The sequence below is a fragment of the Mesorhizobium sp. M1A.F.Ca.IN.020.03.2.1 genome (assembly GCF_004023205.1).
In the GTDB taxonomy this organism is placed as follows: domain Bacteria; phylum Pseudomonadota; class Alphaproteobacteria; order Rhizobiales; family Rhizobiaceae; genus Mesorhizobium.
Map to the genome: position 1 here is coordinate 1 of NZ_RZSV01000157.1, position 14053 is coordinate 14053.

Consider the following 14053-nt stretch of genomic DNA (forward strand, 5'->3'; position numbering starts at 1 on the left):
CGGCTGCAGCATCCCAGACAGCGCGCCAGTTTCTGACCGTTTCCGTCAGCGACGGCCCACGCGCCGTGCCCATGTGCCAGGACTGCGCATAACCGCCGATCGTCAGCACCAGATCGATCTGCGGCATCAGCGCCATCAGATCGGCGCGCCAGGCGGTGGCGCATTCGCGCCGCGGCGGCAGGTCGGCGCCCTTGGTGTCCTGGCCCGGAAAGCAGAAACCCATCGGCACGATGGCGAATTTTTCCGTGTCGTAGAACTCGTCGGGGGTGACGCCGAGCCAGTTCCTCAAGCGATCCCCGGAAGCGTCGGTGAACGGCATGCCCGAGATGTGGACTTTCGTGCCCGGCGCCTGGCCGGCAAGCAGGATGCGGGCCTTCGACGAAGGCACAAGCACCGGGCGCGGCTGATGCGGCAGGGGCCGGCCGCGCGGCTGCTCGACACAGATGCGGCAAGCCCGCACCTTGGCGGCAAGGCTCTCCAGCGCTTCGCTCATGTCCGGCGGGTTCTCCAAAAACAAGCCTCAAGCAGCAGCGCTTGGCCGGCTGGAGAGCGCTGCGTGCCAGCGCAGCACATTCCCGCATTCCTCAGGCACCTTGATGCGTGCCGGCTTCATGAAATCGATGGCGATCAGCCCGGTGATGTCGGCGACCGAATAGGTGTCGCCGGCGGCAAATTCCATATCCGCCAACTCCCGGTCGAGGAGATGCAGGAACTCGATGGCCTTCGGCTTGTTGGCCTCGCCCCATTCCGGGATCTGCGGCACCTCCCATTCCTTCATTGCCGGATGGATGTGCCGGAACGCGGCGGCCACGCAGCTCATCAGGTTTAGCTCCAGACGCCTTTGCCACATCTCCACCATGGCCTTGCCGAGCGCGCCTGTTCCGAACAGGGCGGGCTCGGGATGCAACTCCTCGAAATAACGGCAAATGGCGATGGATTCGGTGATGATGGTCCCGTCGTCGAGTTCGAGCACGGGCAGCCGCCGCAGCGCATTGCGCGACGCCACCGGCTCCTTGCGATGCTCCAGCGCGCCCATGTCCACGGGCACCAAAGGGACGGCTAGCCCCTTTTCAGCCAGGAAAACCCGAACCCGCCTGGGGTTGGGCGCCCGGCCGCCATCGAACAGCTTCATTCTAGTCTCCGATCTTCATGCCAATCTTAGGGCGCGCTGCAATGCATGTCGCCCAAAACTGCATAGCGGTTTGGCAAGACCACATGTTGGCAAACAGAGCATCCCCCGAAGCGGGCATCACCAGAAACGAACAAGCTCACGCAACGCATCGCCGAGCGAAGCCAGTGCGCCGTGCTTCCTTTCGACGGGTTGATTGTGATGGCTGTCGCGCCAGTCCTGCGGCTGATCGAAGGAGCCAGCCCAGATGCCCACCTTGGCAGCCCGCGCGACGGCCTCCTCGGTTTCGAAGTCGCCGAAGGCGACGGCCCATCCGGACTGTACCTGCGCGCGGTTGAGGTCCGTGTCGCCCGCCTTGCAGTCGCCGAGCAACCGGCCGTAGCGGTCGCGCTGCCAGCCGCTGCAGGAGACCGGCCTGTCGGCGATCAGCCGCACCAGCGACTGCCGCGCAAGCCTGCCGCAGGCATAATCGGCCCCGTCCTTGCGGCACGTCTGTGTGTATTCCGGCGCGTCGATGCCGCGCATGCGGATGCGCTCGGCGCCAAGCGTGATCGAATCGCCGTCCCTGACGATGGCCGTGCCTTGCTCCTGTCGCGTCTCGAACCGGTCGAGCCGCGCCGCCACCAGGATGGACAGGCCAAGCAGGACCACGGCCAGCCCGTAATCCAGAAGCCTGCGCAAAAGGCTTCGCGGAGGCCGCGGAACATAGCGCCGGCGCGGTCTTCGCGACCAGGAACGGCTCATATGGCAAACAGTCTCTTAATCATTCGAACGTAGCTTAACGAACTGAAAATCGCTGCGCGCAGAAATTGAACTTGCATGCCTTTGCTACGCTCGGACACAGCGGACAAATTCATTGTGGACCGCAGGAAACCGCATCGCAACAGCGATGTGGCTCGCGCGGTGCGCAGGACGCGTGACCGTCTTTCGCAGCAGGCCGGCAGCCTCGATTTCGACCGCGAACTGCTCAAGCTCCATGCACGCGCCATGGTGGTCAGCGCGGCGGCGATTCCTCTGCTTGTGCTTGTAGTAGCGGCCATCGGCCGCTTCGCGGGCCTGGACAACCAGGTCGCCGTCTGGGCTCTCTTCATGCTGCTTTGCTACGCTATCGTCACTTTCATGGCGCGGCGCGTCGAGCGCACGGAAGCGGCCGAGCTCGACCCTGTGCAGACGCGCCGCGATTTCCTGATCGGCCATTCGCTCTGCGGCCTCGGCTGGGCCTGGTTCGCCTGGCTGGGCTGCGCCACATGCCAGGTTGACCAGTTCCATGTCGTCAAGGCCATGGTGCTCCTGGTCGCCATGGCGACGACTGCGGTGATGGCATCGTCCCTGGGCGGCGCGCTATTGGCGACCTTCGCCGTTCCCGTCGCGGTCTATGTCTATGCCGTCCTGCGCCTGTGGATGCCGATCGAAGGGATCATGGCGGCGCTTCTGGTCGCTGCCCTGCCCTTCTTCGGCTACGTCGCGCGCCATCTCAACCAGTCATCCTGGATGCTGCTCTCCTTCCGCTCCGAGAAGGACGCGCTGATCGCCGAGGTGGAGACTGCCAAATCCATGTCCGACGAGGCCAGGCGGCGCGCCGAGGACGCCAATCTGGCGAAGTCGCGCTTCCTCGCCTCGATGAGCCATGAGCTCCGGACGCCGCTCAACGCCATCCTCGGTTTCTCCGAAGTGATGGCCAATGAAGTGCTCGGGCCGATGAACAACCCGACCTATCGCGATTACGCGCATGATGTGCACGAATCTGGCCAGCATCTGCTCGATCTGATCAATGAGATCCTCGACCTGTCGCGCATCGAGGCCGGCCGCTACCAGCTCAACGAGGAGCCGGTGGTGCTGGTGACGATCGTTGAGGATTGCTGCCATATGATGGAACTGAGAGCCCGCAACAAGGACATCCGCGTCATCCAGGAGTTCGAGACCGCGCTGCCGCGCCTGTTCGGCGACGAGCGTGCCATCCGGCAGATCGCGCTCAATCTGCTGTCCAACGCCATCAAGTTCACGCCGTCGGGCGGCGAAGTGCGTGTGCGCGTCGGCTGGACGGCGGGCGGCGGTCAGTACATCTCGGTCAAGGACAACGGCCCCGGCATACCGGAAGAGGAAATCCCAGTGGTGCTTTCCGCCTTCGGCCAGGGCTCGATCGCCATCAAGAGCGCCGAACAGGGAACGGGCCTCGGACTGCCGATCGTGCAGGGTCTGCTCGACATGCATGGCGGCGAGTTCGAGCTGCACTCCAAGCTGCGCGAAGGCACCGAGACCATCGCCATCTTCCCGCTGAGCCGAGTGATGGAGGAATTGCCCGCGCTGCCGACCAAGGCTGTCGCCGCCCGCCGGCGTTGAGTCCTTCGGTCCGATATGACAAAATTGCCGCCTGAGATGACGATCACTGATTGGGATCCAAGCCGCACCGAGATCAAATCGGAACGCCTATCCCTCAAGCTATTTACGCCCGGTGATGCCGAAGAGCTTTACGCCTGTATTACGCCTTCAATCACCCGCTTCATGCAGTGGGAACCGCCACGATCGTCGGCCGCATTTGGCGCGGTCTGGCGGTCTTGGTTAGAACCGAACCTCGACGGATCGGACCTGCATTTCGTTGTGCGGCGTTCGCAAGACGGTCGTTGTCTAGGGCTTGTTGGCCTGCATGCGGCGAACACGGTATCTCCCGAACTTGGAATCTGGCTCAACGAAGGCGCTCAAGGACAGGGCATCGGCCGGGAGGCAATCGCCGCCGTGGTTGCATGGGCGTCGGAGAAACTCGCGCCGGACAGTTTTGACTATCCTGTCGCGGAAGAAAACATCGCTAGCAGAAAGATTGCAGAACGTCTCGGAGGCTCGGTAGTTGGAAGGCGATCCAATCCAAAATATATCGCTGTCGTCTATCGTATTCCCAAGCTCCGGCGTTGACTCCATACCCCGATAACCTGCAGCCGATTTCTGCACACGTTCTTCAGCCACGAACCGCCGCCGCCATACCGGAGCTCGTGAGCGCCGCGGCCTTGACGAGACCGGCGGCAAGTCCAGCCCCAACTCCTTCGCCGTGACTGACAGCAAGATCGAGCAGTGGCTCGAGCCCAAGCCGTTCGGCGATTTTGGCTTGGCCCGGCTCCGGCGACAGGCTGGCGAGCAGGCAATGGTCGATCGCGGAAGGATCGGCTTTGTTCAGAACCGCGGCGGCAGCCGTCGCGACGAACCCGTCGAGCAGCACAGGAATCTTCTGCATGCGGGCTGCGAGAATGGCGCCGCAGATTGCCGCGAACTCCCGCCCGCCGACGCGGCGCAAGGCCTCGAGCGGATCGCCGAGACCGGAGCCGTGGAAAGCAAGCGCCCGGTCGACCGCTTCGGCCTTGCGCGCCATCATCGCCGTGTCCGCCCCCGATCCAGGTCCAACCCAGTCGGACCCCTTGCCGCCAAAGAGGGCAGCGCTGAGCGCGGCCGCGATGGTTGAATTGCCGACGCCCAGATCGCCAAGGCAAAGAAGATCGGCGCCGCCCGCGACCGCTTCCATGCCGAAGGCCATGGTGGCGGCGCAGCCGCGCTCGTCGAGGGCCGCTTCTTCGGTGATGTCCCCCGTCGGAATATCCAGCGCCAGGTCGAAGACCTTCAGGCCGAGATCGTTGGCGATGCAGATCTGATTGATCGCTGCACCTCCGGCGGCGCAGAGTTCGACGGCATTGGCGGTCGCCGAAACCGGCCGCGGCGAAATGCCATGCCGAACGGCACCGTGGTTGCCGGCAAAGATCGCCACAAGCGGACGATTGACGGCCGGCGGCGCACGCCCGCTCCAAGCGGCGAGCCATGCCGCGACATCTTCAATCCGGCCAAGCGAAGCTTTCGGCTTGTCGGCCTTGGCAAACAGGGTGCGAACGCGGGTTTCGGCGGCGGCGTCGGCCGGCGGCAGCGTTGCCAGCAGAGTGCGGAAATCATCGAAAGGCTTTGCGGTCATATCGAATGCGGTCTCTTTGCAGGAACAGCCAGCGGCATAGCCGCCTTCACCGCCTGGCACAACCGCCCGGCAATGCCGCGAAAGCGCCGGTCGACGGCGCATCGCGAAGGGCTTGCATTGGCGTTGCGGTTGCACCATGTGGAGTGAAGGCAAGAGAACAGCATGACCGCCATCGAGTCTCCCTGCATACTCGTCTGTTCCATCGACATGAAAACCGGCTTCTGTTTCGGTTGCGGCCGCACGCGCGATGAGATCGCCGGGTGGATCGCGATGACGCCGGAAGTCCGGCGTGCAGTCATGGCCGAGTTGCCGGCGCGGCTGGAGACGGTCGAACGCCGGCCCCGCCGCGAGACGCGGCGCGCCCGCATGGCGCGCGAGCGCGGCGTGCTGTGAAAGAGCTGGCTGTAAGAAAGGGCTGGCCATGAATCGCCTGTTCTGGGTCGTCATGCTGGTGATCGGCGCCGGCTTGATCCTGCTGATGATGAATGATTCCGCCGGCCGCACCTTCGGCATCGAGAACAACGATTTCAGCAGGCTGATCTGGGTTGGAGTCCTGGTGGCGGTAATCGGCGCCAGCCTTATTCGCTCTGGCCGGCCGCTCGGTGACATGGCGCGCAACTTCGGCGTCTGGGCGGCAATCGTGCTGGCGCTGATCGCCGGCTACCAGTACCGCTACGAGCTGCAGGATGTTGTCAGCCGCGTCACCGCCGGCCTTGTTCCGGGAAGCCCCTTGGCGCTTGGCGTCGATAGCGGCCGTGCCACCGTGACGCTCGACAAGGCCGGCAATGGCCATTTCGAGGCGCGAATCCTCGTCAACGGCAGGCCGGTGCGCACGGTGGTCGACACCGGCGCGACCAGCACGGTGCTGACGGCGGAGGACGCCCAGGCGGCCGGCTTCAACCCAGCGGCGCTCAGCTACACCGTGGACGTCTCGACCGCCAACGGCATGGCGCGTGCGGCAACGGTCAGGACCGACGAGATGGCGATCGGCGGCATCGTGCGCAAGGATATGCCGGTGATGGTCGCGGCGCCCGGCATGCTCGAGCAAAGCCTGCTCGGCATGAACTTCATCGGCTCGCTGTCGGGCTTCGAGGTGCGCGGTGACCGGATGATCCTGCGCGACTAGATTTCCCGATTGCGTCCAAAACAAACAGATGGAGCGGTTCGCCGGTGAAACGCTCTAGCCGCCCGATCCGCCTCAAGCGGCTTCGGTTTCCGCCGCCACGAAATCTATTGCCGCGAACGCCGTCTTCAGCACCTCTGGCCCGGCGCCGGGTCTGTTGGCGTCGGTGGACAAAGTCTGCCGGTAGCGGCGCGCGCCCGGGAGACCGTGGAACAGCCCGACCATATGGCGCGTGACATGGCCGAGCCGTCCGCCCTTCTCGATGTGGCGCGCGGCGTAAGCGGCCATGGCGTCCATCAGCGCCGCGTAGTCGAAAGCGACCGGCGCCTCGCCGTAAAATGTGGCATCGATCCCGGTGAGGATGCCGGGCGTATGATAGGCCGCGCGGCCGAGCATGGCGCCGTCGACATAAGCGAGGTGCGCCTCTGCCTGGTCAAGGGATTGAATGCCGCCGTTGATGCCGATGAATTGGTTCGCCATCCTGGCCTTGAGCCGATAGACGCGCGGATAGTCGAGCGGCGGGATCTCGCGGTTTTCCCTGGGACTAAGCCCCTCCAGCCACGCCTTGCGGGCGTGCACCCAGAGCGCATCGGTGCCGGCCGTCAGCACGCCGTCTGCGAGCGTGGCGAGAGCGGGTTCGGGGTTCTGGTCATCGACGCCGATGCGGCATTTGACCGTGACGGGGATTGTCACCGCCGCCTTCATCGCCGCGATGCATTCGGCGACCAGCACCGGCGTCTTCATCAGGCAGGCGCCGAAAGTGCCCGACTGGACGCGGTCGGACGGACAGCCGACATTAAGATTGATTTCGTCGTAACCGAACGCCTCGCCGATCACCGCCGCTTCGGCAAGCTTTCGCGGATCCGAACCGCCAAGCTGAAGCGCAACCGGATGCTCGGCACCGTCGAAGCCGAGCAGGCGCTCGCGTGCGCCATGGATGACTGCGTCCGCCACCACCATTTCCGTGTAGAGCAACGTGCGACGCGTCAGCTGACGGTGAAAGAACCGGCAATGCCGGTCCGTCCAGTCCATCATTGGTGCTATGGCTATTCTGAAATCTTGATACTTCGACATTTTTTTGTTGTTTCAAAAATGTTGGGCCACGTCGTGTGGTCTTTTCCCCACGAGACGCCCCTTTGTCCGGTTTTCGATGCGTCGGTGCACACGGAGCGCACACGAATTGGACACCTTCCCTAAACTAAAATCCGGCTCTTGGAGAGCCCAGGCTCGTCACGGGGCATCTCAAGAAAGGTTTTCGGCGCACGATCAGCGCCGGATCGAGAGTCGCATCATTGGTAGTCGCGGATGGGTAGCTCTTTCGCGATCCGGTGGGCGCTCCATCCGCCCGGCCTGAAAAAGATGGGCATCAAAATCCTCGATCCAAGGACTTCTGTCGGTACCGGGTTAGATTTCAACCGAACGTTGCGCGCCTTTTTTGGCGAGGAACAGCGCCATTTCTTCCGCAATTAGCGCCTGCTTATGGAACTTTCTGGCCGGTGTTCCATTGCAATCCCATGCAAGAATCTGTCCAGCGGATCCGGACGCGGGCACCGTCCCTACGCTACTCATTGGTGCTGCCGATATACAATGAGGAGGAGGTGTTGCCCCGGCTGGTCGAGCGGATCAGCGCACTGACCGCAAAACTGGACGGAGACACCGAAGTCATCTTCGTCGACGACGGAAGCAGCGATCGAAGCGTGAGCTATTTGCGCGGCATGGTCGCCGCCGAACCGAGCTTCCGCCTGATCGAGCTCTCCCGCAACTTCGGCCACCAGATCGCCATCAGCGCCGGCATGGAAGCGGCCTCCGGCGAGGCCGTCATCGTCATGGACGCTGACCTGCAGGATCCGCCCGAGGTCGTTCTCGACCTGGTTGCGAAGTGGAAGGACGGCTTCGAAGTCGTCTACGCAAGGCGCGTCAGCCGCAAGGGCGAAACCTGGTTCAAGCGCTTTACCGCCAGCCTGTTCTATCGGCTACTGGAGAGGATGACACCGGTCGAGATCCCGCGCGATGTCGGCGACTTCCGCCTCGTCGGCCGGAAGGCGCTGGACACGTTCAAGCGCATGCCGGAGCACGACCGCTTCGTCAGGGGCATGTTCGGCTGGATGGGTTTCAAGCAGGCGGCGGTGCCGTTCGAGCGCCCGGCGCGGACGCTTGGTGAAACCAAATACCCGTTCTGGAAGATGATGCGGCTTGCCATCCATGGCATCATCGGCTTTTCGGAGCGGCCTCTGCAACTGGTGCTGTTGACCGGGTTGGCCATCTCCGCTCTCGCCCTGGCGTTCGGCGCATACGCCATCGCGGCCTGGATCCTCGAAACCGGCGTGATTGCCGGCTGGACATCGACGGTGGTGATCGTGTCGCTGCTAATCGGCATCAATCTTTTCATGACCGGCGTGATGGGCCTTTACGTCGGCAGCATCCATGCCGAGGTCAAACGGCGCCCGCTCTACGTTATCGAAAGGCTGAGTGGCTTCGACCGGCCGATGCGCGTCGCCTCCCGCGACAAGCGCGCTTCGTTTCGCAAGTCCAGGAACGGGGTCACGGCGGATGTCCGAACTCTTCGACAGCTATAGGTCCAGCTACAGTGAGGCAGTCGAGGGCTCGATCCGGTTCTCCGGGCTGCGCCATGATTTCTTCCTGCGTGCCAAGGCCGAGCTTCTGCGACGACTGGTCCTCGAGCAGGACCTCCGGCGGGGCGGCGCAGGCGTGCGCGCGCTCGATGTCGGTTGCGGCGTGGGCTCGCTTCATCCGCATCTCGCCGATGTCTTCGATCGACTCGACGGCTGCGACGTGTCGAAGGAGTCCCTCGCGCGTGCCAGCGCTGAGAACCCGCACGTCGCATACAGCGTGTGCACCACCTCACGCCTGCCTTACGCGGATGGCATGTTCGACCTGGCGTTCGCCAGTTGCGTCGTCCACCACGTGCCGCCTGCGTCGTGGCTGGGTTTCATCCGCGAGATGCGGCGCGTCGTTCGGCGAGGCGGACTTGGCTGCATCATCGAGCACAATCCCTACAACCCGCTGACCCGTATGGCGGTGTTGAGATGTCCGTTCGACAAGGACGCCGTCCTGCTCCGCGCTGGCAAGGCGGCATCGCTGCTTGAGCAGGCGGGCTTCCGCGACGCGCACTGCGAGCATTTTCTGCTCCTGCCGTCGGCCAAGCCGCTTGCCCGGAAACTGGAAAGCGCGCTCGCTTGGCTGCCGCTCGGAGCGCAGTATGCCTGTGTCGCCCGCGCCTGAGAATCGTCCCGTCGCCGGCGCGAAGCTCCTGGGGCGCTTCGCTTCAGTCGGCCTTGTCGCCACAATCCTCTATGCCGTCCTGACTACAATCTTTGCCCAATCGAACTGGCTCGGCCTCGCGCCCGTCGAAGCCTCGCTCGCCGCTTACGCGGCCGCCGCCCTGTTTTCCTATCTGGCGCACAAATCCTTCACCTTCATGTCGGCCGGCTCGCACCGGTCGCAGGCGCCGCGTTTCGTGTTGCTGACCATTGCCGGCCTCGCTATGGCTTACGCGGCACCGTACCTGCTGACGGTGACATTCGGCCTGCCGCTTGCCGTTCCCGTTCTCCTCACTTCCTTGGCCATACCAGCGCTTAACCTTCTTGTGCTCGATCGCTGGGTCTTTGCAGAGCGCCGCCTGCGCGATGACGGGCCGTCCTGAGGATCAAAGCGTGTCCAGCCGGAAAGATCTCAGCTTGATGGCGCGGTTGTAGATGTTGCTCGCATCGGCGCTTTGCGGAATGCCGTCGGGATACTCGATGGCCATGTCCAGTGTCGCCTTGCCAGCCAGCACGGCGTGCGGAATGACGAAGGACACAGTTGTCGCCACATCGCCCGACAGCGTCCCCCGATACACCTCGGTCCCATTGGCCGACACGACGATCCTCTGCCAGGTCTGCGGCGGGCGAATAACGGCGGCCATTTCCAGCGTTGCCCGAAGCCCGTCGCGGAGCGGCGGCAGGGTAAGGCGCAGGCGAGAGCTCTCGCCCAGCGAATGGGTGCCGTCCGCTACTGGCCCCGACCAGCCGCAGACCATCATGGTGGTTGCTTCCCGGGCGCCGTCGGAGCGGAACGATACGGTCCGGCCTGGCGTGTAGCGCCCCACGGCGTCCCGGTTGAGGCATGTGGTGGTCTTGTCGATGTAATAGGCGCGGTAATCGTCGCTGACATTCGGGCTGAGGGCAAGCGCCAGGATGGCGATCTCGGCTGCCGCAAGTGCGCCCGCCAGCGCGTAGCCGGCACCCAGGATTACCGGCCTGGTCGATTCCGTCAGCTCAGACCAGCGCAAGATAGCCTCCAAGCCAGGCCACGGTCATGAAGTAGCAGGTGAAGAGGAAGACAATCAGCGCAGCGACCAATGTCGCCTTCGAGCCCGACAACAGCACCGCCGTCAGCATCGTCAGCGGCGCGAGGCCGACGACATAGCGGACCATCGAAGCCAGATTCGAGGTCAAAGGCAGGATGATGGCCATGGCGCAGAACAGGGCCGCGCCAATTTGCCTGCGCGCCGCGAGCACCGCCGCCAGCGCCAGTCCCACGATTGCCGTCGACGCGCTCCATTGCGGCGCACTGGGCCACCAACCGGCCCCGGGGTGATAGGACAGCCCCGCCCAGAGGAACAGCAGCGGGTTGCCGGCCACGCGCCCGAACGCGCGCTGGACATGCACGAAGGCAAAGCCGTCCCCGACCGTGACGTAAAGGTAGAGCATGTAGGCGAACAGGCCGGCGGGCGAGATGAGTATGGCGATGATGAGATCCGGCCGGCCGAGCAGCCAGCGTGGGAGGCCGATGGCCGACTCGCCCTTGGCGCGATGCTCCTCAAACATGCGAATGACGATCGCGAACACGGCCAGCACGCCGACGACCCGCGTTGCCGAGAGCAGCGCGCAAGACAACCCCGCGGCGAGATGGTTCGAGCGTTTGAGCGCCAGGAAGAGGCAGGACGTCAAAAGCACGAAGAGCGGCTCGGTGAGGAAGGTGGCAAAATAGAACGAGAACGGGCCGCTCAGCAGGAAGGCGCAATAAAGCACATAGGCCCGCATGTTCCTGTCCATGAGCGGCCATGCCACCAGGCACGAGACATAGCCGCACGCCAGCGATGCCGCCGTCGCAATCGCGATCGTGGAGAAGGGCAGAATCGTGCGGACCGCCGCCACCAGCATCGGATAAAGCGGAAAGAACCCCCAGCGCCCGACATTGCTGCGGCCAGGAATGGGAAAACGCTCATAGCCCTGTTCGGAAATGCCGACATACCAGGAGCAATCCCATTTGCAGAAGGCGCGGGCATAGGCCGCTAGGCTCGGATCCGGCGACACCGATGCGAATGCGGCGTAGCGGATGACAAGACCGCTCAACAAAAACAGCAGCGGCACTGCCGCCACCGCGATCACCGTGAGGCGAATGCCGCTCTTCGCACGCGCCACATCAACTGCCAAATCCGCCTCCAACCGCCCGGATGGCATCCGCGTCGTGCCGGCATCCCTCGCCAACACGCCTCTCGGTCCAACGCTGCATACCTAAAGGGGCGGTGGGATTTTTAGTTCCGCTGCACGATATCCCGGCCGTCATGCATCCGGTGGACAATCTGCCGGTAGCGGCGCGCCGGCGATAGGCCATGGAAACAGTCCGAACATGTATATGGCGTGTGGCACAACCAGCGCCCACCATTCACGATCCGAACGCGCTGCGTAGCGGCCATCGCGTCCAGCACTGCCGCGTACTTAGCCGACGCCGAGGTTTGACTTCCGTCGCAACCGAACGCGTTGTGATCACCGTCGCTTCGACAAGCTTTCGCGGCTCCGAGTTTTATTGCTGCGCAACGGGATGCTCGGAATCCTCGAATCCAAGCAGGCCCGCCTCGCCCTGGATGACGCCGTCGCGACCACACTCGGTGTAGAGCGGCGCGCGGCGCGTCAGCTGACGGTGAAAGGACCGCGCGACCGCCCCCCGTCGCAAGCATTGGTTGCAAAGCCTTTTTCAGGTGTTTCCGCTCTACCTTCATCCAGATTCGGTAGATGCTGGCGACAACATTCTTCAAATAGTTGAAAAGAGCAGGGACAAAGGTCCCACACTCGGTTGGACCATTTTTGCTTCACAATTTTTCCAAAAAAGCAACAGTACGAGTTTAAGTTTCCACAAATAAGAGTAAACTTTTCGTGCTCATGTTCTGAGCGGGAGGCGTTACAGGCAGTCAATAGCCTGTTGAAGAGGGGCGGGTTGAGTATGCCCTTATCATCGATCCTTGGTGCCCGCTGTTGGTGGGTTACCGATGCGCATAGGACGCATCCGCCCAGAATTGCCTGACGGGGCAAGGAGCGGGGAAGCGGCGGTCCCCTCAACACCCTCTACCCCGGGTTAAGCCGATAACTCCAGTTTCGTTCAACGATGACGCGCGGCACCGGCTCCGCTGGTGGATGCGCGCCCATGCGGCCGGCTGCCAGCGTTGGGGCTGATTTCGCGCCTGTCGCATTGAAGCCAGGGAGAGTTTCAATGGCACTCGACATCACTGCTCAAGACATCATCATCGACGAGACCACGGGTCTTCAGGGTGACGACATTAATCCCATCGGCAACAATGACCCCACTTTGGCCTATCTCCTAAGTCGCGACAGTTCGGGCGGACTGACCTCACCGGAGGTCGCCTTCCAATCCAACTTCGTGGTAGCCACGGCGAACGCAGGGGAAACCATCACCTCGGTCGTTCTTACCCAGAATTCCTCAGGAACGCCGTTTTCCACCACCGTTGGCGTCAACAGCGGCATTAGAACGGTGAATGGCAACTATGTTTGGCTGTTCCAGGACCCGACGCATTCAAACGTCGTGATCGGCGTCATCGGCACTTCCAGTGCGGCCACTATGCCCGCCGCGACCGGGGATCTCGCCTTCTCGTTTGGACTGGTCAGCACCAGCGCAACAAACGCAGATTTGTACCTAGTCCAGTATGTGCCGTTGCTCCATCCGGACGCGAACGACCCGAACGACCAGATCGATCTGCTCAACAAGGTGTACGCATCGGTCACCGGCACCACCGTGCTCAATTTCAGCCAGCTCGGCGACGCCCCTCCCGGACACAACAATTGGTATATCCTCGACGCCGACACGGCGAGCACACAGAAAATTCTGGTCACGGCTCACGACGGCACTACGCAGGCTGAAGTCAATGTCAGCACGCAAGGTCTGGGTGTCTCTTCACAGGACGTGCGCTTCGGCCGTGAACTTCAGATCGACCTGATCAGTGGCGGCACCCAAAGTGCAGGCAAGAACTTTACCAACTCGCCGCTGGCTCCCAACTACACAGGCCACATCGAGAACGTCTCCGGCGCCGGTTTCTCGATTTCGCAGTCCACGCCTACTAACACAGTAGCTGACATCGAGGTCCACGCCTACAACAACGACGACAACGCAAAAGGCGCCGCGTTGCCGGGTGACGACAACGATACCGAGATCAATATCACCGGAGTAACGTTCAAGTTGAACGGCATCGCCACGACGGCCTCTGCCCTTGGCATCACAGTTGATCTCAACGGCACCGGAATGATCCTCCACAACGTCGGCGAAGGCGTTACGGTTGATTTTACTACGGAGGGCGGCTCGGGCGGAACTTTTGACCGATTCACCATCAAGAATATCGACGGTGAGAAAGATTATTTCGACGTCAAAGAGGTGCATTTCGCTGGGAACGTTGCTAATGCCCACAACGAACAAGTCGGCTCCTTCATCAACTTCAACGACGACGGTCCAAGTATTTCAACGACAGGCACCGAACCGACACTGACTGTCGACGAGACGGTTCTTGGCACCAACGACACCAAGAGCTTCGCGGCGAACTTCAGCTCGGCCTTCGGTGCTGACG

Annotated in this window: 14 protein-coding genes and 1 pseudogene; 8 read left to right on the top strand and 7 right to left on the bottom strand. The window is 62.8% G+C overall.

Annotation, left to right across the window (positions count from 1 at the left end; genetic code table 11):
• The 3 genes and pseudogenes from EOA79_RS21995 to EOA79_RS22005 form a co-directional block, all read right to left on the bottom strand.
• Positions 1-581: pseudogene (locus EOA79_RS21995) on the bottom strand (uracil-DNA glycosylase family protein); the annotation flags it as partial.
• Positions 521-1132 carry a glutathione S-transferase gene (locus EOA79_RS22000; RefSeq protein ID WP_095825388.1) on the bottom strand — a complete coding sequence of 204 codons (612 nt, stop codon included), beginning with the start codon at positions 1130-1132 and terminating at the stop codon, positions 521-523. The gene EOA79_RS22000 and the pseudogene EOA79_RS21995, both read right to left, overlap by 61 nt.
• 117 nt (positions 1133-1249) lie before the next feature.
• Entirely contained in the window at positions 1250-1873 is a 624-nt protein-coding gene (locus tag EOA79_RS22005; protein ID WP_095777701.1) for a thermonuclease family protein, read from the bottom strand.
• A gap of 75 nt (positions 1874-1948) precedes the next feature.
• Between EOA79_RS22005 and EOA79_RS22010 the strand changes: the two genes are divergently transcribed.
• A complete protein-coding gene (locus EOA79_RS22010) occupies positions 1949-3469 on the top strand; it encodes a HAMP domain-containing sensor histidine kinase (protein ID WP_128293268.1) in 1521 nt (506 codons plus the stop codon).
• Between the two features lie 36 nt (positions 3470-3505).
• The gene (locus EOA79_RS22015; protein WP_095825386.1) at positions 3506-4036 is read left to right on the top strand and encodes a GNAT family N-acetyltransferase; all 531 of its coding nucleotides are present in this window, start codon (positions 3506-3508) and stop codon (positions 4034-4036) included.
• 43 nt (positions 4037-4079) lie between these two features.
• Here the strand turns inward: EOA79_RS22015 and EOA79_RS22020 are convergent, their stop codons facing one another.
• Positions 4080-5075 (bottom strand): nicotinate-nucleotide--dimethylbenzimidazole phosphoribosyltransferase, encoded by a 996-nt coding sequence (locus tag EOA79_RS22020; protein ID WP_095825462.1) that lies wholly within the window; start codon positions 5073-5075, stop codon positions 4080-4082.
• A 162-nt stretch (positions 5076-5237) separates the two neighbouring features.
• Between EOA79_RS22020 and EOA79_RS22025 the strand changes: the two genes are divergently transcribed.
• A complete protein-coding gene (locus EOA79_RS22025) occupies positions 5238-5468 on the top strand; it encodes a DUF1289 domain-containing protein (protein ID WP_066992723.1) in 231 nt (76 codons plus the stop codon).
• A gap of 28 nt (positions 5469-5496) precedes the next feature.
• Positions 5497-6201 (top strand): TIGR02281 family clan AA aspartic protease, encoded by a 705-nt coding sequence (locus EOA79_RS22030; protein WP_066992721.1) that lies wholly within the window; start codon positions 5497-5499, stop codon positions 6199-6201.
• Between the two features lie 72 nt (positions 6202-6273).
• Here the strand turns inward: EOA79_RS22030 and dusA are convergent, their stop codons facing one another.
• A complete protein-coding gene (gene dusA / locus EOA79_RS22035; protein ID WP_127335424.1) occupies positions 6274-7272 on the bottom strand; it encodes a tRNA dihydrouridine(20/20a) synthase DusA in 999 nt (332 codons plus the stop codon).
• Positions 7273-7712: 440 nt separating this feature from the next.
• Here dusA and EOA79_RS22040 point away from each other — a divergent pair, with 440 nt between their 5' ends.
• From EOA79_RS22040 to EOA79_RS22050, 3 genes are read left to right on the top strand one after another with little or no spacing between them, the layout of a single operon-like run.
• On the top strand, positions 7713-8774 hold the full coding sequence (locus EOA79_RS22040) for a glycosyltransferase family 2 protein (protein ID WP_066992717.1): 1062 nt from the start codon (positions 7713-7715) through the stop codon (positions 8772-8774).
• On the top strand, positions 8749-9441 hold the full coding sequence (locus EOA79_RS22045; protein WP_095825384.1) for a class I SAM-dependent methyltransferase: 693 nt from the start codon (positions 8749-8751) through the stop codon (positions 9439-9441). The genes EOA79_RS22040 and EOA79_RS22045 overlap by 26 nt, the downstream gene beginning before the upstream one ends.
• Positions 9419-9862 (top strand): GtrA family protein, encoded by a 444-nt coding sequence (locus EOA79_RS22050; RefSeq protein WP_095825383.1) that lies wholly within the window; start codon positions 9419-9421, stop codon positions 9860-9862. Before EOA79_RS22045 ends, EOA79_RS22050 begins: the two co-directional genes overlap by 23 nt.
• A 3-nt stretch (positions 9863-9865) precedes the next feature.
• Here EOA79_RS22050 and EOA79_RS22055 read toward each other — a convergent pair whose 3' ends face one another.
• A complete protein-coding gene (locus EOA79_RS22055) occupies positions 9866-10489 on the bottom strand; it encodes a hypothetical protein (protein ID WP_245322431.1) in 624 nt (207 codons plus the stop codon).
• The gene (locus tag EOA79_RS22060) at positions 10476-11636 is read right to left on the bottom strand and encodes a hypothetical protein (RefSeq protein WP_245322430.1); all 1161 of its coding nucleotides are present in this window, start codon (positions 11634-11636) and stop codon (positions 10476-10478) included. Before EOA79_RS22060 ends, EOA79_RS22055 begins: the two co-directional genes overlap by 14 nt.
• Positions 11637-12690: 1054 nt before the next feature.
• Between EOA79_RS22060 and EOA79_RS22065 the strand changes: the two genes are divergently transcribed.
• The coding region (locus EOA79_RS22065; protein WP_245489911.1) for a DUF5801 repeats-in-toxin domain-containing protein at positions 12691-14053 on the top strand (1363 nt) is incomplete at its 3' end.